Here is a 19,389-nt window from a genome sequence, read left to right as displayed (position 1 = left end):
CCGGAGATCACGCTGTTCCAGGTCAGCACATCGGTGCCGTCGACCTGGATGGTCGAGGCGGCATCGAAGCTGGTGGCAAAGGCCGAGGAGGTCGTGAAACTTTGCCCCGCGATGAGCGTGCCGCCGCCGAAGCTGAAGGTCGAGCTGCCGTTTCCGCCGGTGATGCCGTCGACGGTGAAGGTGCCGCCGTCCAGATTATAGGCGCCGGAACCGGCACCGTAGGCGAGCCCGCCGGTCAGGGTGAAATTGCCGCCCGTCTGGTTGAAGGTGCCGCTGCCGCCCGCCGCGTGACCGAGCACGAAATGCTCGTTCGAGCTTGCGCTCATGGTGAGCGTGCCGCCCTGCAGATTGTAGATGCCCGTGCCGCCGCCATCGGTGCCGCCGGCATTGTTGGTGTTCGAGCCCAGCCAGATGCGGCTCGCTTCGATCGAGACGATGGAATTGCCGGACTGGGTGACGGTGCCCGCCGCCCTGGCGTCGCCGATGAAGACCTGCGTGGCGCTCTGCAGGGTGAAGCTCGCATTGCCGCCGATGTTCAGCGCGCCCTGCGAGACCGTGCCTACGCCGTTCGCCTCGTTCGTGCGCGAGCCGACATAGAGCGTCGCGTCGTCGGTGGCGAGGAAGCTTGCGCTGCCGCTCAGATTGTAGGTGCCGTTGCCGCCCTGGGTGCCGAGATCGATGGCGCTCTGGCCGTTGAAGGTGATCGAGCCGCCGCTCTGGTTGATGACGCCGGTCACGCCGCCGTCGCGGCCGATGGCGAGCCCGCCATAATCGTTGGGGTCCGTGCCGTCATTGAAGGTGATGGAGCCGCCCGACATGTCGAGCGTGCCGCTTGCGGTCGCGCCATTGTCGCTGTTGGCGCCGATCCACAGGCGGGCCGGGTTGGAACCCGCGCCGTCGAAGGTGATCGCGCCGCCCGAGAGGCTGACTGTCGCCGTGCTTTCGTCGCCGATGCGCATATAGCCGGCGCCGGTGGTCGTGGTCGGGGCGCCGCCGGCAAAGTTCAGGGACGAGCCGAGGCCGAGCGTCAGGCCCGTATTCACGTCGAACCGCGTGGCGGAGAAGTCGACGGTCAGCGGCCCGTTGACACCGCCATAGAGGCCGGGCACGCCCGGCGCCTCGATGATCGCGCCGGACACGCCGGAAACGTTGATGTCGTTGACGGTGCCGCCGGCATAGCCGGTCAGAGCGGCGTCGAAGCCCGACTGCGTCGAAACGTCCACCGATTGCGCGAGTGCCCGCTCCGAGGAGCCGAAAAGTCCCACCGACACTGCAAACACAGCGGCCGCGCCGAGGAAAGTCCCGGTCCGGCTTAAGCGAAAATCCGCGCCGGGCAGGAAGACGACCGGCCGGAGTGCGGTCGATCCGCGCAACATTTCAACCAAGTGATGCCGCTTGCGAGCAGCGCGCGACTCCGCGGACATGCCAGATTCCCCGACCAATTACCCCATACCACCATAGATAGTATGCGGCCGCAGGCCAATCAAAAATGTGTCGGACCGATCGGTCCGACAACTATTTCGTGGATCTGCCAGCCAATAGCCGGCGTATAAAGCTCCGGCTCAGTCAACTTCCCTTTGGGCTCCGGTAAAGGCAAGCGGACGAATAGGCCTAATCGCTCACCTTACGCACCGATAGGGTGCCCGGACGTGAATATTCGTCCGTCACATCTCCAATTAGGTGAAAGGAATAGGGAAAACATTTCGAATTTCGAATTTCAATCGACCGGCATGGAACAAGGGCCACGCCGGCGGGCCTTGGTTCCCTGGTTGTAAGCCCCGCCTCAGCCGAACGGCCGGAAGCGCCGCCAGAACCGTCGCAGCTTTCCGGGAGGGGCCGCCTGCGGAACGGACCAGCGTGTGCGAACCTCGCGCACGAAGTCGTGCGTGAAGGCGCTGTCGGAATATCGGCGCGCATAGCTTCCGAGCAGGTCGTCGTACCACCAGATGTTTTTCGGGCAGGAGCACCCGCGCGGGTCGTGCCAGACGCCGTCCTCGCCGATCACCCTCAACTCGCAGCCGCTGATCGCCGCCTCGCGCAGCACGTTGCTGTAGTGATCGTAAGAGTAGAGCGTTCGCGTGCGCCGCAGCGTATCCCCGAGCGCCGCCATGTTCGGCGTGCGATCCTCCAGAGCCTCGATGGCGATGCCTTCAGGCAGGGGAAAGCGTTCGCTCAGCGCACGGCCCTTATAGATGAAGGAACAGTCGATCGTCTTCGGCACCGAGGGGTCCGGGTAGATCACGTCCGGGTCGATCAGCCCCATCCAGAGGACACGCCGGGGGCCGAGGGGCTCTTTCACCGCCCGGCTGACGGCTTCGAGCCGCTGGGGATCGTAGACGAACACCATCTCCTCGTCCGCGTAGGTCGTCTCGCCGCCGAGCAGGCCGGGATCGTTGAGCGCCCAGCGCACGACCTTTTCCGCCGCGAGCGGATTGCCCGGCACGATTTCGGGATAGATGACGATGCTGTCGCCCACCCCGCCGCGGTGAAAGGGGATATTCCATTTCGGCAATCGCTTGATGCGTCTGGCCACCATCGCGCTCGGATAGCCCGCCTCATTGAGGTGGTGGCACAGACGGTAGAGGGCGCGGATGCCCGAACTCGTGGTCGCGTAGGGCGGGGCCCAGATCAGGAAGACGGGTGCCATGACGGTTCAGGCCTCGGTCTCGCCGGGGGAGCGCGGCGCGCCGGTCACGCCGCACTCTCTTTCGGTATGGGCACGCCGCCGGTTGCGATGGGGGCACGATAGGCGGGGAAGTAGCACGCATCTTCGGCGCGGCCGGCGCAGAGCGCCGCATAGGCTTGCGCGTCATTGACGATCCGCAGCAGATAGACCGGCTCGGCGTGGTTCGCCCATCGCTCCTTGAACAGCTTCAGGCCGTCCGTGCCGGCATCCGGCATACCCCCCGTCAGCAGCCTGAGGCCGTGTTGCCCGACATAGCGCTGCAGGCCCGCCATCAGCAGATAGGACGCGTTCCAGCGCAGCCCCTCATCCGTGCTGGCCATGTGGAGGATCTGCAGCATATCCCGGAACTCGACGCCGCACGCCATGGCGCCGATGCCCTGCGCGTCGCGCACCTCGAAGAACACCCCGCAATCGAGCTCGGCGATGGATTCGAAATGGGCGCGCGGAAAATCCACATAGCTGCCCTCAAGTCCCCGGCGGGAGAGAAGGCGCGCATAGATGTCGGTCATCTGCAGGCGCTGCGCTTTCCCTTCGACGAGACGGAACTCGGCCCGCTCCTCGCAGCGACTCAGGCGCAGCCGCGCGCGCCGGCTCAAGGCGACGGGCGGGCGTTGCGGATCGTAGACGTAGTGCATCTTGAGCAGCGCGGGGTTGCCGGCCGAGGACGGCGGCACATAGCCGGGCTGGGTCACGGCGGTGATCGTCACGAGATGGCGGAACTCTTCGCGGAGCACCTTCAGGTCCCCCTCGCCGCCGATCCACAGATAGGGCCACGGACCGACGCCGTCATGCAGCTCCGTGCCGGGGATGGGGCGGCGAAGAACGACCATATCGCCGCGCGAGCTGAGTTCGGGCACGCCGATCAGGCCGGCGACATAGCCCTCGGTGTGAAAGGGGCAGGTGTTGAGCATGCGTCGACGTGTCCGCGGTGCGGCTACGGGAAGGCGCGGTCCCATGCCGGGCGACGGCCTTCGTCAGGCTGGCCCGGCGAACAGGCTGACGCAACGAGTATCGCCGGGTGCGCGCAGGGTTTCCAGTACAATATGAGGTATCCCGATCCGGGGAGAATGCCTTGCCCTAAGGTCGTCGCGGGGCGGCGGATGTTCTCACTATGAAGATTCCGCAGAGCCCACATGTGTGGGGTGTCGATATCACCTCGCCATGCATAATCATGCGAAGGCCGGTGTAAATCCCGTGAGACAATATCTTCGAGGGATACAGGTCGCGTTGCCTCCTTTTTCGATACGGCTGCGGGGTAGACAGATGACGAAGGTCATTTCGCGCGCGCGGACGCGGCGATCGAACCTCTGCAGGAAGGCAACCTGCTTCATCTCATCGTTCTTTTGCACGGTTATGGCGTTTTCCGCCTTCACCTTCTGCTTCGCGGAAGATCTCCAGCTTGGCGAGGAGGAGAGGTGGATCGTTGTCGCCAGCAGGAAGGACATGCTCGAAGCCATCGATTTCATGGAGCGCTACACCTCGCTGCCTGCGAGGGTTGTGAAATCGAAAAATGAATGGCTGGCGGTCGTGCTTGGTCCCGTTCCTGTACTCTCCATCGAACAGGCAAGGATAAGCTACCCGGAAGAACCCCTTCCGGACGATGCGTTTCTCAGCAGCGGAGGTACCTTCGTCTACACCGTGTGGACCTCGCGGCATAAATGGATCGTCGTCGCCAGCCGCCAATCCTTGCCGGAAGCTATCGATGTCGCCAGGAAATACGACGGTGCCCGTGTCGTGCGGGCGGAAAACGGCTGGTACGCGGTCGTTCTCGAACCGGTCGAGGCGACGGATATGACGGCGTTCCGCGCCAGCTACACCGGGCGGGCGCTGCCGGAGGACGCCTTCCTCAGCCGCGGAGGCAAATTCATGGCGACGGCATGGGACGGCGATACTCCGGTCGCCGTCGCGGCCCCGGCCACGGGGGCTGCGGCGCCGGTGGCCGGCGCCGTCCAGCAAGGCGGTCCCGCTCGCGTGACGGTAGGCCCGGCCGCACGTCCGGCGATGATGAAGAATGCCGGCCGGGGGCTGAAGAACTTTCTGGGGGCGGTGACGGGTGTCGTCGGCAAGGTGGTGGGAGCCGGCGGCGCCGTCCTCAAGGGCGGGAGCGAGGTTGTGCTCGGCGTCGGCGGCGCGACCCTTCAGGCCGGCGGCTCACTGGTCGAGGGTGTTGCGGGCGCGGCCCTCGAAGGTGGCGGCGCAGTGTTGCAGAGCGGCGTGATCGAAAGCGTAGCCGGCGCGGCCATTCAGGGGGCGGGCGCCTATTACTCGGCAAGGGGCTATTCGGCAGGTGGCTATTCGGGAGGCGGGTACTCAGGGGGCGGCGGTTCTGCGGTCTCGTTACCCACGGGCACGGGATACAGCCAGCGCGGATCCTTTGAGGACTGCGTGGCGATGTACCGGGCTGCCGGCCAGCCGGGTATGGCCGCCCAATGCCAAACAAGTGCCACTAATATGGACTCGCTCCGATGAGGCCTCGTTATCGACCGGCGCTCATGGCGGCCTCTGTGCTCGGCCTTATCTGCGCTACGCCGATATCCGCCCAGGACAACGCCTGGATCTATAACACCTTCGTCGACAAGTGCCGGGCCGCCGGCGGCACGCCGGGCAGCAGCCTCGCCCAGTTCCAGCGCGGCGAGACCTTCGTCTGCCGTCAGGGTGGCGGCGCTTCCGTCACGGGGCCGGGCGACGATTGCGAGCGCACCGCGCGGCAGAATGTCGACTGGGTGCTGAGAGATCGCGGCGCTCTCACCACTTTCACCCGGCTGACCGCGAGCGGCTATGCCGCCGTCGATGCGGTGATCGAGGCGCAGGCCCATAATTTCCGCGCTCAGGAGTCGATCCGGCGCTGTCGAGACTGGGCCATCGAATATCTGGCACGGGTCTACGGCCCCGACCGGACGAAACCTGTCACCGCGAGTGATTGCAGCTGCATCACCGTACTGCCACACGAGAACCGCGACGCGCAGCGCTTCTCCTACTCGGTGAGGAACGCCTGCGATCCGATGGATGTCGCCATACAGTTTGGCGGCGACATACTGAAAATGTCGGCCTCCGTCGCCATGTCGGCATGGGCGGCGGCAGGGCGGCTGAGCCCGGGGCAGCAAGCCGTGGTCAGCACCCCCCAAGGCTGGACCTATGCGACGATTCTGGCAACGCGCCTGACGCGCGGCAGCAGCTCCTACACCTGCCGGTATAATTGACGCTCTTGGCGGGCCGCCGCTCTTCTTGCATCCTGCCGAGCGACGAAAGGTCAATCGAGCGGGAGCCTTCCGATGCGCTGGACGATGTTGTGCTTTGCTCTGACCCTCACGGGGCTGGCGGCCGCTCCAGGCTTCATGCGAGAGGCGACGGCGAAGAACTATCTGTGCAACCAGCAATTCGCGTTGTGTACCTCGGCCCCCTGCGTCCCGCAGCCCGGCAATCCGAATGTGTCGATCTGCATGTGCGACGTTCAGGACGGGCCGAACCTCGCAACCGTTCAATGCGACACGGTCAAGCCGAGCACGAACGCCAATGGCGTTCGCACGGTCTATTCGCAGTTCGCGCTCACGCAGTTCGAAGGCGGCAAGAAGGCGCTGAAATGCGAGAGCGGAACGCCCTGGTCGCAGTGCCTCAACAAGATCTGCACGGTCGATCCCGCCAATCCCGAAAAGGCGATCTGCGCCTGCGACGTGGTGCGGACGGGCGCGTGGCAGACGGCCGGTGGCGAGTGCGACGCGGCGACCTGCAAGACCGCCTATTGGTCGGGCGCGCTCCTGGCCGACTCCCGAAGCAATGCCGAATTCATGATGGACCAGCTCAAGATGGCAAAGTCGCCGGCAGAGGCGTGCCCGGTGCCGAAATAGTCACCCGAGACGTCAACCGCGAGCCGGGAGCGGGCATGCGCAAGATCGCCCTTGAAGAGCACTTCACGACGCCGGAGCTTGCCGGAAAATACGTGGCCCGGCCGACGCAGAGCGACGCGCTCTTCGCCGACATCGAACGACGTCTCGTCGATTTCGACGCGCTGCGGCTCGAAACGATGGATCAGGCCGGAATCGAGCTGATGGTGCTTTCGGTCACCACGCCGGGGGTGCAGGGCGTCGCCGACACGGCGGAAGCGATCCGGCTCGCCCGAAGCGCGAACGACTTCCTCGCCCGCGAGGTACAGAAACGGCCCGGCCGCTACGCCGGCTTCGCGCATCTGGCCATGCAGGAAGCCCGGGCCGCGGCGGCCGAGCTTGAGCGCGCCGTGAGGGATCTCGGATTCCGGGGCGCGCTCATCAACGGCCAGACCAACGGGCATTATCTCGACGAGGATCGGTACGCGCCGTTCTGGGAGTGTGTGCAGGAACTCGGCGTGCCGGTGTATCTCCATCCCGGCAACATGGCCGACAGCCCCGCCATGTTCGCGCACCGCCCCGAACTCGGCGGGCCCATCTGGGCCTGGACCGCGGAGACTGCGGCACATGCGCTGCGGCTGGTCCTCGGCGGCACATTCACGCGCTTTCCCGGAGCGAAGGTCATTCTCGGCCATATGGGCGAGACGCTGCCCTTCCTCCTCTGGCGCCTCGACAGCCGACGGCAATTCGACCTCGGGGAGGCGCTCGCGCCGGACGCGCTTCCGTCGGCGATCATCCGGCGCAACATCGCCGTCACCACATCCGGCGTGTGCGATGCGGCGCCGCTGGTGGCGGCGCTTCAGGCTCTAGGCGACGACAATGTGATGTTCTCGGTCGACTATCCCTATGAGGATGCTCAGGTTGCCGCCCGCTTCATCGAGACCGCCCCGATCGGCGAGGCGACGCGCGCCAAGGTCTGCCACGGCAATGCCGAGCGCTTGCTGGGACTCTAGCCGTGGCGAAATCCTCGATCCGCGAATGCGCTTGCGGGCATTCGCCGCGCACAGGGAGACGATGCCGGTCTCGCGGAGCGGCCAAGGTTCTGCGCGCCAACCGAGTCTGCGAGCTCCGGTCCCGGGGCCTGTGAAACCCCGCCGCTACCCCCTTGAAGCGTCCCCACACCCCCCTTATGGTGCGCGCACCTGAGCGGGCGTAGTTCAATGGTAGAACGGCAGCTTCCCAAGCTGCATACGAGGGTTCGATTCCCTTCGCCCGCTCCAGCGCAATTCATTGAAAATCAACGGTTTTGTCGCTCGACCGTTAAGCTGTGCGTTCCTGACGTTCCCCATCGGCGTTTCCCGCTCGTTCCCGCCGGCCCGGTGGGCCTGTCGGCGCTCCAACGACCTTCCGGATTTTGCCGGCCGGCGGCTCAGCTGAGCAGCGTCTCGGCGTTGACGGGGCGATGGAAATAGAAGCCCTGGAACAGGGTGGCGCCGAGTTCGCGCAAACGGTTGAGCTGGCGCTCCTCCTCGACGCCCTCGACGATCAGCTCCAGCCCGAGCGCGTCGGTGATCGAGACCGCCGCCTTGATCTGCGCCTCGTCGATAGGATCGCTGAGCAGGTCGCGCGTCACCGTCCAGTCGATCTTGATGCCGTCGACGGGGAGCTGCTTCAGCACCTCGAAGGAATTGTAGCCATTGCCGAAATCGTCGAGATAGACAAGCACGCCGTGGGCGCGCAGCACGACGATGAACGCCGCCGCCTGGTGCGCGTCGTTCAGGTCCTCGGTCTCGGTGATCTCGATGCGCAGGGCCTTCTGTACGCCGGGGTGGGCGGCGATGAGATCGAGCAGCTTGCGCTGGAAGGCGGTGTTCGCCAGCGTCTGGACGCCCAGATTCATTGAGACGTACTGGTTCGTGCCGGCCGCCAGCAGGCGCATGGCGAATGCCACGCACTGGTGGCAGACCCAGCTGTCGATCCGGCACATCAGGCCGAGGCGCCTGGCCGCCGGCAGGAACTGGCCGGGGCTGTGGCACTGGCCGTCGGAATCCTTGAGGCGGATGAGGGCCTCATAGCCGCAGACCTTGCCCTCCCGGTCGACGATCGCCTGCAGGTGCAGGCGGAAACGGTCGAGCTCCAGCCCGAGCCGGATGCGCTCGGCCCAGCTCACGCGCTGGCGCGAGGTGCACATCTTGGGATCGCCGAGATCGTAGAGCTGCACGCGGTCGCGGCCGCTTTCCTTGGCCACCCGGCACGCGGTATCGGCGGCGGCGAGAAGGGTGGAAGGCGTGCGCAGATTCTCCTGCGCGCGGGTCAGGCCGATGCTGACGGTGACAGAGAGGCGCGCGCCGCCGATCGCGAACACATGCGCCTGAACCGCGCTGTTGAGGCGGTTGGCGATGCTCGTGACCTCGCTTTCGTCGAGGCCGGGCAGTACGACCGCGAATTCGTCGGCGCCCACCCGCGCCAGCGTGTCGTCGGCCCGCAGCAGCCCCCGCAGGAAGCGCCCGGTCTCGCGCAGCAGCTCGTCGGCGGCGGCGTGGCCCAGCGCATCGTTGATGCCGCTGAAATGATCGATGTCGATCACCCCGACCCACAGCTGCGTGGTCTCGCCGTCGCGCAGCAGATTGTCGAGCCGCTCCTCCAGCGCGAAGCGGTTCGGCAGCGTGGTCAGCATGTCGTTGCGGGCCTGCTGCGCGACCAGGCGGGCAAAGTCGGCCAGCGCCTCGGTGTGGAGGCGCAGCTGCTCGCGCATGGCGACGAGCTCGGCCTCGCGCTTCTTCTGGGGGGTGAGGTCGGTCCAGAGGCCGACCGCGCCGCCATCACCGAGCGGCCGATGGCTGGCGAGCACCCAGCTCCCGTCCCGCAGGGGAATCTCGACCGGCGCGTCGTCGGCGGCGGGTGCCGCGCCAAGCTCGGCGAGCGGGACACCCGCCTCGTCGGCGAAGAAGCCGCGGGACCTCGCGTCCTCCAGAATGCCGGCGAACGGCCGGCCAGGTTCAAGCGCAGCGCCGGACGGGGCGAATATCTGCCGCATGCCGCTATTGGTCCGGGTGATGCGCCCCTGGTCGTCGAGCAGGATCAGTCCCGCCCCCAGCCCGTCGATGGCCCCCTGAAGGCGCGCCTCGGCCTCCCTGAGCCGGGAGACGTCCGTCCAGGTGGAAACGATCCAGTTGTCGGACGTGCGGCACTCGCACGCCTGCACCCAGCCGCCGTCCTCCAGCGGGATCAGCAGCGGAACGCCGTCGGCCAGCGCATGCAGGCGCAACCGTTCCTTGATGTATTTGTCCGGGTCGTCGACCCAGCGCCATTCGCCGCTGGGAACGGAGGCGAGAGCGTAGAACGTCAGGCCCTGCAGGTCGCCCAGCGGTTCGAGGAAGGGAAACAGTTCGACGAAGCGCCGGTTGTGGAACACCAGTCGGTCCTGCGCGTCGAAGACGGCAAGCCCGTCGCGCATGTCGTCGAGGAGCCCGGCGAGCTTCCGGTCCCCGGCAAACACTGCCGACGAATCCGCCGATGAAGAATCCACGGCGGACGGTTTCGATTGCTCAGCGTCCATCATTTCCGAATGGTCCGTCCATCCGGCCGTAGCATCCCGGACATGCCAGCCGCACCCCGAATGCGTAATGCCCCCAGAGCCCTCAGTAGATTGGGCCCGCGCACTAATAGAATACTAATTCGTGGTACACGCAACCCGGGGAACAGCTGAATGTGACAACCCCAATTGGGTGGCGTGCCATATACTGTGCGGCGGTTCGCCGGCCGCAGGCAAGGCGGCGCAAGGAGGCGTTTATGGTATCTCAATACGCGGGCCGTGGCGTGCGGACGCTCTGGATAGCCGCGGGCGCCATCGTCCTTCTGGTGGCTGCGGCGATAGGCCTGTGGGCCCGCCACGGCGCCGCCGTTTTCTTCGACACTCTGGCGGCCGGAATTGCCTATTGCTTCTGAGCCGGCGATGTCCGCCCCAATGATGTTCGTCCAAGGCCGCGCCGGCGCCGCGCCGCCCACCAGATCGAGCCCGTCATCCATGTCCAGCCGTCGCATCCTGCTGCTGCTCGCCGCCTTCACCGTCGGGGCCGTCATCATCGTCGCCAGCGCGCTCGCCCTGCTGCCGGGAAGCCCGGCCCCGGTCGCCTCGCAGGTCGCCATAGGCGGGCCGTTCGAACTCGTCGACCAGGACGGTCAGACGGTGACGCAGGACAGCTTCGCCGGCGAGCCGACGCTGGTCTTCTTCGGCTTCACCCATTGCCCGGACATCTGCCCGACCGCCCTGTTCGAGATGTCGCAGGTGTTCGAGGCGCTGGGACCGGATGCGCGCAAGGTCAACGGCCTGTTCGTGACGGTCGATCCCGAGCGCGACACCGCCGAGGTGATGAAGGCCTATCTCGGCAGCTTCCACCCCAGCATACAGGGTCTGACCGGCACGCCCGAGCAGGTCGCCGCCATGATCAAGGCCTACCGCGTCTACGCCAAGAAGGTGCCGACGCAGGACGGCGACTACACGATGGACCACACTGCCATCATCTACCTGATGGGCAAGGACGGCAGCTTCATCGCGCCGTTCAATCTCAAGCGCCCGCCGGCCGAGGCCGCCGCCGAGCTGCGCCGCTACCTCTAGGCGCGGCGCGCAGCAGCAGGGCCCGGCGACGCGAGGTGCGCGCCAGCCCGTGGTCGGTCTTTTCCCAGCGGTGCGGCGCCACGACGAGGTGGAACACCGCCCGCCACGCCGCCGCCGACATCATCAGCCAGTAGACGGGCATGAGCAGCAGCACGCGCCCGAGGCCCGGCACCTGCCGCCGGGCCATGCCGATGGCCGTCGACAGGACGGCGCTGCCATAGCCGATCAGCAGCACACTCAGGCTCAGTCCATCGAGCGCGGCAAGGGCGGCGGAGGCGTCGGCGGGCTCCTCCAGCCACAGGTCGAGCAGCAGCTGCAGGACGAGGAAGGGGTGCAGCAGCGCCGCCGCCACGCCGCTGCCGAGCATGAACAGCAGAGCCAGGGTCCCCATCCAGCCGGCGCCGCTGGCAAGGCGGGCGGGCCGGCGGGCGTGCACCAGCAGGGTCTGCATCCAGCCCTTGTACCAGCGCGTGCGCTGGCGCATCCAGCTGCCCATCCGGCGCGGCGCTTCCTCGTCGGTCGCCGAGGCGATGACGGCGGTGCGCCAGCCCGCCCCGGCGAGCCGCACTCCGATCTCCGCATCCTCGGTGACGTTGTAGGGATCCCACGCGCCGACGCCCTCGATCGCCTCGCGCCGGAAATGGTTGGAGGTGCCGCCGAGCGGCAGCGGCAGCCGGTAGGCGCCGAGCATGGGCAGCATGACGTCGAAATGGGCGGCATATTCGGCGGCGAACTGCCGGGTGATCCAGCTGTCGGCCAGATTGTCTATGGCCAGGCACGCCTGCACGCAGCCGACCCGCGCGCCGCGTGCGCCGAGGAAGACCGCGCAGGCCTTGCGGAGCTGGAGCGGGTCCGGCACGTCCTCGGCGTCGTAAATGCCAATAATGGCGCCGCGCGCGAAGGGCAGGGCGGCATTCATCGCCTTCGGCTTGGTGCGCGGGCCGATGGCCGGCGAGACGATCACCTCATAGCCGGGGCGATTCGCATGGCGTGCCAGCGCGGCGGCGGTGGGGCCGTCGTCCGGCTCCACCACGAGCAGCACCTGCAGCTTCTCGCGGGGATAGTCGATGGCGTCGAGCGCGCCGATGAGCTGCGGCACCACCGCCGCCTCGCGGTAGAGCGGCACGATCAGGCTGTAATAGGGCAATTCGTCGTCCCGCCGCAGCGGCGCGGGCGCGGCGGGGGCGGGCACGGTGCAGGCGGTGAGCTTGAGCGCGGCGCCGCCGAGCAGCAGCGTTGCCAGCAGCGCCACCATGACGAGCGTGCCGCCCACCGTCGTCGCGTTGAGCAGCATGAGCAGGAGCGCGAGGCCCAGCGCCCCGCCGGCGAAGGCGTAGCGGGACCATCCCAGCGTCGCGGCGGAGAGCTGCGGCTGGCTCTGGCGCAGCGCGCTCGCGGCGTGCCAGCCGATCTGCTGGCCGAAGCGCCGGCGCACGAAGGCGCCGAGCCGCTCGGGCGTGGTCAGGCTGACCTGCCGGCGCAGCTGCGGGCGCTGCGCGAGGACGGCAGCGAGCTGGCGCAGCTGCGGACCGCGCGCGGTGGTGACGAGCCCGCCGTCGAAGCGGCGCATCAGGCCCGTGCGCAGCAGCGCCGCTATGTCCTCGAAGCGCGGGCGCGACAGCGTGACGGCGGAGCCATCGTCGAGCGGCTCGAAGGGAATGCCGAGCGTCTGTGCCGCGCCCTGCGCGATCTCGTCAGTCGAGACGATGCCTTTGGCGATCAGCGTCTCGTCCATGCCGACGCCGACACGGCGCGCCTGGCGCTGGGCGTAGAGGATGTCGGCCGCGCTCAGAAGGTCGGCGACGCCCGCCGCTTCGAGGGGGATGGCGGAAGCTTTGCCGGGCGGGGCCGCGTGCCGGCCGAATTCCGTCTCCCGCGTCGCGGCTGTCATGCGGCGTCACCCCTCGCCTAGTCGGCACCGAGACGGTAGAAGGTCGGACGGAAGAAGGTCGAACGGTCGAAGCCCTGTGGCACAGCTCGACTCGGAACCATGCGCGAGATCAGTGTGCGGTATTTATTTCCGGCATGTAAATCCCAGGTGACACAACTGCGACGAGCGGGTGGGCGCTATCTGGCGGCGTTCGCGCTCGCTGTCGCGTTGTTCGCTCCCGCCACCGGTGCCATGGCCCAGACGGCGCCGGCGGGCGGCGCGCCGAACGCCTCTCCGCCGGCGCCCGCGCCCGCTGCGAAGGCCGCGCCGCCGGCCTCCGTCGTGGTGCCCGGTTTCTGGGACCCGAAGCGCCGCCCCGACCGGCCGGACGTGACGCGCCTGCCGACGCAGATCCGCTTCGTGACCACGGAGGACTACCCGCCCTTCAGCTTCCGCGGCGAAGACGGCCGGCCCGTCGGCTTCAATGTCGACGTCGCGCGGGCGATCTGCACCGAGCTGGCGATCCGCTGCACGCTGGAGATTGTGCCCTTCGAGGCGCTTGCCGACGCGCTGGCCAGCGGCAAGGCGGATGCTGCCATTGCGGGCATCGCCATCACCCCGGTGACGCGCGAGACGCTCGATTTCTCCGACCGCTATTTCCGATCCCCCGCCCGCTTTGTCGCGCTCCGCGGCGACGGCGGCGCGAAGGTGACGCCCGATGCCCTCGGCTCCAAGACGGTCGGCGTCATTGGCGGCACGGCGCACGAAGCCTTCCTGCACGACTTCTTTGGCGAGATCGCCGTGCGCGCCTTTCCGGACCCGGACGCGCTGCGCGCGGCCCTGCGCAAGGGCGAGGTCGACCTTATTTTCGGCGATGGCGTGCAGCTCGCGCTCTGGCTCAACGGCACCGGCTCGGAGAATTGCTGCGCCTTCGTCGGTGGACCCTTCACCGAGAGCCTGTATTTCGGCGAGGGCATGGGCATCGCGGTGAAGCGCGGCAACGACGCGCTGCGCCAGTCGCTCAATTACGCGCTCGCCCAGCTCTGGGAGGAGGGCGTCTACACCGACCTCTATCTGCGCTGGTTTCCCATCAGCGTTTATTGACGCGCGGGCGCGCACTACCTAGAGCATGCCGGCACGCGCACGGCGGCCATGAGGGTCGCGGCGCGTGCCTTGTTTTTCCCGGACGAAGCCCAGGAGGGCCGATCATGACGGCGACCGCTCAGGTCGAGGATGTTGCAGCCGAATTGCGGGAGCTGGCGGAGACCGCCGGCGCCTGGCCGTTCGAGGAAGCCCGCAAGATCGTCGAGCGCCTGAAGCGGAAACCCAAAGCGGAAGTCCTGTTCGAGACCGGCTACGGTCCCTCGGGCCTGCCCCATATCGGCACCTTCGGCGAGGTGGCGCGCACCACCATGGTGCGCCACGCCTTCCATGTGCTGACCGAGGGAAAGGTCCCGACGCGCCTGCTGTGCTTCTCCGACGACATGGACGGCATGCGCAAGATCCCGGAGAACGTGCCGGATCAGGCCGCGCTGAAGCCCTATCTCCAGATGCCGCTCACCAAGGTGCCGAACCCGTTCGGCGGCGGCTATGAGAGCTTCGGCGACCACAACAACGCGATGCTGCGGCGTTTCCTCGACACCTTCGGCTTCGACTACGAGTTCGCCAGCGCCACCGACTATTATTTCTCCGGCAAGCTCGACGGCGTGCTGCTGAAGGCGGCGGAGAAATACGAAGCGATCATGGAAGTGATGCTGCCGACCCTCGGCGAGGAGCGGCAGGCGACCTATTCGCCCTTCCTGCCGATCTCGCCGACCTCGGGCCGCGTGCTCTACGTGCCGCTGAAGAACGTCGACGCCAAGGCCGGCACCGTTACCTTCACCGACGAGGATGGCGCGGACAAGACCGTGCCCGTCACCGGCGGCCATGTGAAGCTGCAGTGGAAGCCGGATTTCGGCGCCCGCTGGGCGGCGCTCGACGTCGATTTCGAGATGTTCGGCAAGGACCACCAGACCAACGCGCCGATCTATGATCGCATCTGCGAGATCATCGGCGGCACGGCGCCCGAGCATTTCGTCTACGAGCTGTTCCTCGACGAGAACGGCCAGAAGATCTCGAAGTCCAAGGGCAACGGCCTGACCATCGACGAGTGGCTGACCTATGCGAGCCCGGAGAGCCTGGCGCTCTACATGTTCCAGTCGCCGCGCTCGGCCAAGAAGCTGCATTTCGACGTCATCCCGAAGGCGGTGGACGAGTATTTCGGCTTCCTTGCGCGCTATCCCTCGCAGGACTGGAAGAACCGTCTCGGCAACCCGGTCTGGCACATCCATTCCGGCAATCCGCCGGTGGAGGAACTGCCGCTGACCTTCGGCCTGATGCTCAAGCTCGCCTCCGCCTCCAATGCCGAGGAGAAGGGCGTGCTGTGGCGCTTCATCGAGCGCTACGCGCCGGGCACCTCGCCGGAAACGCATCCGACCCTCGACAAGCTGGCCGGCTATGCCGTGCGCTACTTCGTCGACCGGGTGAAGCCGCGCCGCTCCTATCGCCTGCCCGACGAGGTGGAGGCCAAGGCGCTCGCCGCCCTCGACGCTGCGCTGGCGGGCGTGGACGGCGAGGACCGCGAGGCGATCCAGAACGCGGTGCTCGACGTCGGACGCGCCGAGCCGCGCTATCAGGACCACAAGCGCAAGAGCCCGACCGGCGGGCCGGGCGTCACCTTCGCCTGGTTCAGCGCGCTCTACGAGCTGCTGCTCGGCGAGAAGGAAGGCCCGCGCTTCGGCTCCTTCGTCGCCGCCTACGGCATCCCGGAGACGCGCGCGCTGATCGCCCGGGCACTGGCCGGCGACCTCGCCAAGGGCGCGGCGTAGGCCGCTCGACACGCGACCGTGCCGGCCCTTCCGGGTCGGCACGGCGGAGGCAGACAGATGGCCCGGCGCCGCAAGGGGCAGATCGACCTCCGGGTCGACGATCCGCAGCAGCTTCTCGACATGCTCGATCCCTTCCCGTTTCGCGAGCGCGGGCTGGATGGCGATGTCGACGAGTACATTGTCGAGCACGCACAGGGCGTGCCGCCCGACACTCCGCTCGCTATCGCCATCCATCTGCCATCGGCGCAGGCGGGAAGCCCGCTGTCGCAGGGTTTGCCCGCCATCGTCCGGCAGCATTTCATCGCCCAGGCCGAGCGCCGCGACGTCGAGCTTTCCCGCATGTTCAGCCTCGGGCGCATGACGCTGCTCGTCGGCATCGTCGTGCTCGGCCTATGCCTCATCCTCGGCCAGTCGCTGGTGAATCTGTTTCCCGATTCCCGCCTCGCCGAGGTGGTGATGGAAGGTCTCGTCATCCTCGGCTGGGTGGCGAATTGGCGGCCGATGGAGATCTTCCTGTTCGACTGGTGGCCGCTGGTGCAGGAGCGCCGGCTCTATCGCCGCCTCGCCGGTGCCGGCGTCAACGTGGTCGCCTATGAGGCTTCGTGATCCGCCCACGGCTTCCGCCGCGCCGCTGCCCGTCCTAGAGCATTGCTTTTACGCATTTTCTTCACGCGAACCGGAATCCACTTCGCTCGAAAATGCTCTAGGCTGGCGCAAAATGGGAGGCGCCAATGGGTCACGACCATCACCATCCGCAGGATCACGCGCACGATCACGGGCTGGAAGATCACTGGAAGAACAATGGCGTGCGCGTCATCAAGGGCGACCGGCTCGACCCCAACACGGCGCAGACGCCCGGCATGTTCCGGCAGGCGGCGATCAACCATGCCCGCGTCGGCGCCCAGAAAATCTGGGCCGGCACGGTCTCCATCCAGCCCAACGCCAAGACCGGCGTGCACCATCACGGCGCGCTGGAGAGCGTGATCTACGTGGTGCGCGGGCGCGCCCGCATGCGCTGGGGCGACCGGCTGGAATATGTCGCCGAGGCGGAGGCGGGCGACTTCATCTTCGTGCCGCCCTATGTGCCGCATCAAGAGATCAACGCCGACCCCGACCATCCGCTCGACTGCGTGCTGGTGCGCTCCGACAACGAGGCGGTGGTGGTAAACATCACCGATGTCGATCCGGTCGAGGCGCCGGAGGAGGTCTATTGGGTCGACGCGATCCACCGGGCGCCGGAATAGGCGCCCGGCGCCACCTCACCCGACCGAACGCGCGGCGAGCGATTTCTCGCGCAGCGCGCTGAGCGTCGTGGTCGGCGTGATCGCTTCCGGGTCCAGCTTCACATGCACGATGGCCGGCACGCCGGCGGCGAAGGCCGCATCGAGCGCGGGAGCAAATTCCGCATCCGTCTCCACCGTCACGCCGAAGCCGCCGAAGGCGCGGGCATAGGCGGCGAAATCGGGGTTCCTCAGCGCGGTGCCGAAGACGCGGGTGGGATATTCGCGCTCCTGATGCATGCGGATGGTGCCGTACATGCCGTTGTCGACCACCACCGCGACGATGGGCGCTTCATATTGCAGGGCGGTGGCGAATTCCTGCCCGGTCATCAGGAAGTCGCCGTCGCCGCACACCGCCACGACCGTACGGCCGGGATGGGAGATCTTGGCCGCCACCGCCGCCGGCAGGCCGTAGCCCATCGAACCCGAGGTCGGCGCGAGCTGCGTGCCATAAGCGCTGAAGCGGTGGAAGCGGTGCACCCAGATGGCGAAATTGCCGGCGCCGTTACAGACGATGGTGTCTTTCGGCAGGGCCCTGAGATAGCGCACCAGCGTCGCCATCTGCACCGGCCCGGCATTCTCCGGCGGCGCCTCGGTCCAGGCGAGGTAGTCCGCACGCGCCGCGCTCCGCCAGTCGCCCCATGGAATGGAATTCGGCGGCTGCACGCCTTCCAGCGCGGCGGCGAAGGCGCCGGACGAGGCATTGATGGCGAGCGTCGGCTGGTAGACGCGGCCCAGTTCCTCCGGGTCGGCATGCACATGCACGAAGGGCACGCCGGGGTCGGGGATGCCGAACAGGCTGTAGCCCTGCGAGGGCACCTCGCCCATGCGCCCGCCGGCGAGGATGACGAGGTCGGCCTGCTTCAGCCGGGCGATGAGCGCGGGATTGACCGAGAAGCCGATATCCCCGGCGAAGCTCTCATGGCCGGCGGGGAACAGCATCTGGCGGCGGAAGCTCACCGCCACCGGCAGGTCGAAGCGTTCGGCGAAGCGCGTGACGGAGGCGACCGCCTTCTCGTTCCAGCGCGCGCCGCCAAGGATCATCACCGGGCGCTTTGCCGCCCAGAGCAGGCGCTGCAGGCGCATCATGTCGGCGAGGCCGGGCCAAGTTTCCACCGGTTCCACTGCCGGCGCGTCGGGCACGCTCGCCAGCTCGCTCAGCACATCCTCGGGCAGCGCGATCACGACCGGGCCGGGCCGGCCCTGCAGGGCGACGCGGAAGGCGCGCGACACGATCTCCGGGATGCGCGCGGCGTCGTCGATCTCCACCGCCCATTTGGCGAGCGGGCCGAACACGGCGCGGTAATCGACCTCCTGGAACGCCTCGCGCCCGCGCATGGAGCGGGAGATCTGGCCGACGAACAGGATCATCGGCGTCGAATCCTGCTGGGCGATGTGCACGCCCGCGCTCGCATTGGTCGAGCCCGGCCCGCGCGTGACGAAGCAGATGCCCGGCCGTCCGGTGAGCTTGCCGCTTGCCTCCGCCATCATGGCCGCGCCGCTCTCCTGCCGGCACACGACGAACTCGACATCGGTGTCGGCGAGTGCGTCCAGCACGTCGAGATAGCTCTCGCCGGGAACGCCGAAGGCGCGGGTGACGCCGTTGGCGAGAAGCGTGTCGACGAGGATTCGGGCGCCGGTACGGGCGGGGGAGGGGGGGCTGTTCATGGCGATGACACGGGACTCGCAGCGGGAAGGGCGGCACTCTAGAGCCGGGGGCGGGCCAAGGCGAGGGGGCTTCGGCAGGGAACCGCGTCCCGCTCAGGCGAAGCCGATCCAGCGCCCGGCGATCAGCGTCGCCAGCCATAAAAAGCCGGAGGCCGCCGCCGATATCCGCACACCGGCGCTTATCCGCCCACCGCCGATCGCATGCCTATAGGCCGGGTTGGCGTGCTGGAGCGCGACATTCGCCAACGCCGCCACGATGAGCACGAGCTTGATCTGGAAGGCCGGGTTGGCGGCGTATTCCGCCGGCCGCACGGTGAACAGCCACAGGCCGGTGAGAATCGCCAGCGTCGCTCCGGCCGCCGCGACGCGGGCGTTGAGCGGGCCGAGCATGGCGAGCGGCACGGCGCGCAAGCAGCCGAGAAGGCGGGCATCGAGCACGAGGATGGAGCCGAGCAGCAGCGCGATGCCGAGAAGATGCGCCGCGTTCACAAAAAGATAGGCGACCCATGAGTCGCGCAGGGCGCGCGCGCCCGGCCAGCCGCCGAGCGTGGCGAGGAGGCTCGACGGTTCGTCCATGGG

16 protein-coding genes and 1 tRNA gene are annotated in these 19,389 nt (G+C 67.6%); 10 read left to right on the top strand and 7 right to left on the bottom strand.

Features of this window, described 5'->3' with window-relative positions:
- The 3 genes from MWN33_RS14040 to MWN33_RS14030 all read right to left on the bottom strand — a co-directional run.
- Nucleotides 1-1,271: beta strand repeat-containing protein (locus tag MWN33_RS14040; protein ID WP_247201657.1), on the bottom strand; the 1,271-nt coding region annotated here is incomplete at its 3' end.
- A 512-nt stretch (nt 1,272-1,783) separates the two neighbouring features.
- Nucleotides 1,784-2,647, bottom strand: a complete 864-nt coding sequence (locus MWN33_RS14035; RefSeq protein WP_247201656.1) for a hypothetical protein — start codon at nt 2,645-2,647, stop codon at nt 1,784-1,786.
- Nucleotides 2,648-2,691: 44 nt separating this feature from the next.
- The gene (locus MWN33_RS14030; protein ID WP_247201655.1) at nt 2,692-3,642 is read right to left on the bottom strand and encodes a hypothetical protein; all 951 of its coding nucleotides are present in this window, start codon (nt 3,640-3,642) and stop codon (nt 2,692-2,694) included.
- Between the two features lie 307 nt (nt 3,643-3,949).
- On the opposite strand from MWN33_RS14030, the gene MWN33_RS14025 reads away from it, so the two are divergent.
- From MWN33_RS14025 to MWN33_RS14005, 5 genes are all read left to right on the top strand, one after another.
- Nucleotides 3,950-5,155, top strand: coding sequence for a hypothetical protein (locus MWN33_RS14025; RefSeq protein ID WP_247201654.1), 1,206 nt, complete (start codon nt 3,950-3,952; stop codon nt 5,153-5,155).
- Between the two features lie 23 nt (nt 5,156-5,178).
- Nucleotides 5,179-5,886 carry a hypothetical protein gene (locus tag MWN33_RS14020; RefSeq protein ID WP_247201653.1) on the top strand — a complete coding sequence of 236 codons (708 nt, stop codon included), beginning with the start codon at nt 5,179-5,181 and terminating at the stop codon, nt 5,884-5,886.
- Nucleotides 5,887-5,958: 72 nt separating this feature from the next.
- A complete protein-coding gene (locus MWN33_RS14015; RefSeq protein ID WP_247201652.1) occupies nt 5,959-6,531 on the top strand; it encodes a hypothetical protein in 573 nt (190 codons plus the stop codon).
- 35 nt (nt 6,532-6,566) lie between these two features.
- Nucleotides 6,567-7,520 carry an amidohydrolase family protein gene (locus MWN33_RS14010; RefSeq protein WP_247201651.1) on the top strand — a complete coding sequence of 318 codons (954 nt, stop codon included), beginning with the start codon at nt 6,567-6,569 and terminating at the stop codon, nt 7,518-7,520.
- A gap of 193 nt (nt 7,521-7,713) precedes the next feature.
- Nucleotides 7,714-7,787: transfer RNA gene (locus MWN33_RS14005), tRNA-Gly, on the top strand.
- A 149-nt stretch (nt 7,788-7,936) separates the two neighbouring features.
- Here the strand turns inward: MWN33_RS14005 and MWN33_RS14000 are convergent.
- Nucleotides 7,937-10,006 carry a putative bifunctional diguanylate cyclase/phosphodiesterase gene (locus MWN33_RS14000; protein ID WP_247201650.1) on the bottom strand — a complete coding sequence of 690 codons (2,070 nt, stop codon included), beginning with the start codon at nt 10,004-10,006 and terminating at the stop codon, nt 7,937-7,939.
- Between the two features lie 528 nt (nt 10,007-10,534).
- Here MWN33_RS14000 and MWN33_RS13995 point away from each other — a divergent pair.
- Nucleotides 10,535-11,125, top strand: a complete 591-nt coding sequence (locus tag MWN33_RS13995) for an SCO family protein (RefSeq protein WP_247201649.1) — start codon at nt 10,535-10,537, stop codon at nt 11,123-11,125.
- Here the strand turns inward: MWN33_RS13995 and MWN33_RS13990 are convergent.
- A complete protein-coding gene (locus tag MWN33_RS13990) occupies nt 11,076-13,016 on the bottom strand; it encodes a glycosyltransferase (RefSeq protein WP_247201648.1) in 1,941 nt (646 codons plus the stop codon). The genes MWN33_RS13995 and MWN33_RS13990 overlap by 50 nt on opposite strands.
- Before the next feature lie 321 nt (nt 13,017-13,337).
- Here MWN33_RS13990 and MWN33_RS13985 point away from each other — a divergent pair, with 321 nt between their 5' ends.
- From MWN33_RS13985 to MWN33_RS13970, 4 genes are all read left to right on the top strand, one after another.
- Nucleotides 13,338-14,099, top strand: coding sequence for a transporter substrate-binding domain-containing protein (locus MWN33_RS13985; RefSeq protein WP_425532009.1), 762 nt, complete (start codon nt 13,338-13,340; stop codon nt 14,097-14,099).
- 104 nt (nt 14,100-14,203) lie between these two features.
- Entirely contained in the window at nt 14,204-15,862 is a 1,659-nt protein-coding gene (locus MWN33_RS13980) for a lysine--tRNA ligase (protein ID WP_247201646.1), read from the top strand.
- A gap of 57 nt (nt 15,863-15,919) precedes the next feature.
- Nucleotides 15,920-16,468 carry a hypothetical protein gene (locus tag MWN33_RS13975; protein ID WP_247201645.1) on the top strand — a complete coding sequence of 183 codons (549 nt, stop codon included), beginning with the start codon at nt 15,920-15,922 and terminating at the stop codon, nt 16,466-16,468.
- A gap of 125 nt (nt 16,469-16,593) precedes the next feature.
- On the top strand, nt 16,594-17,106 hold the full coding sequence (locus tag MWN33_RS13970) for a cupin domain-containing protein (protein ID WP_247201644.1): 513 nt from the start codon (nt 16,594-16,596) through the stop codon (nt 17,104-17,106).
- Nucleotides 17,107-17,121: 15 nt separating this feature from the next.
- Here MWN33_RS13970 and MWN33_RS13965 read toward each other — a convergent pair whose 3' ends face one another.
- Nucleotides 17,122-18,810, bottom strand: coding sequence for a thiamine pyrophosphate-binding protein (locus tag MWN33_RS13965; RefSeq protein ID WP_247201643.1), 1,689 nt, complete (start codon nt 18,808-18,810; stop codon nt 17,122-17,124).
- A gap of 93 nt (nt 18,811-18,903) precedes the next feature.
- Nucleotides 18,904-19,386: a DUF2214 domain-containing protein gene (locus MWN33_RS13960; protein ID WP_247201642.1), complete on the bottom strand. Its 483-nt coding sequence runs from the start codon at nt 19,384-19,386 to the stop codon at nt 18,904-18,906.
- Nucleotides 19,387-19,389: the final 3 nt, after the last annotated feature.

It is taken from the genome of Ancylobacter koreensis, assembly GCF_023016525.1.
Lineage (GTDB): Bacteria > Pseudomonadota > Alphaproteobacteria > Rhizobiales > Xanthobacteraceae > Ancylobacter > Ancylobacter koreensis.
Note: the sequence above shows the minus strand (reverse complement) of the source record. Positions and strands in the feature narration are given on the sequence as shown.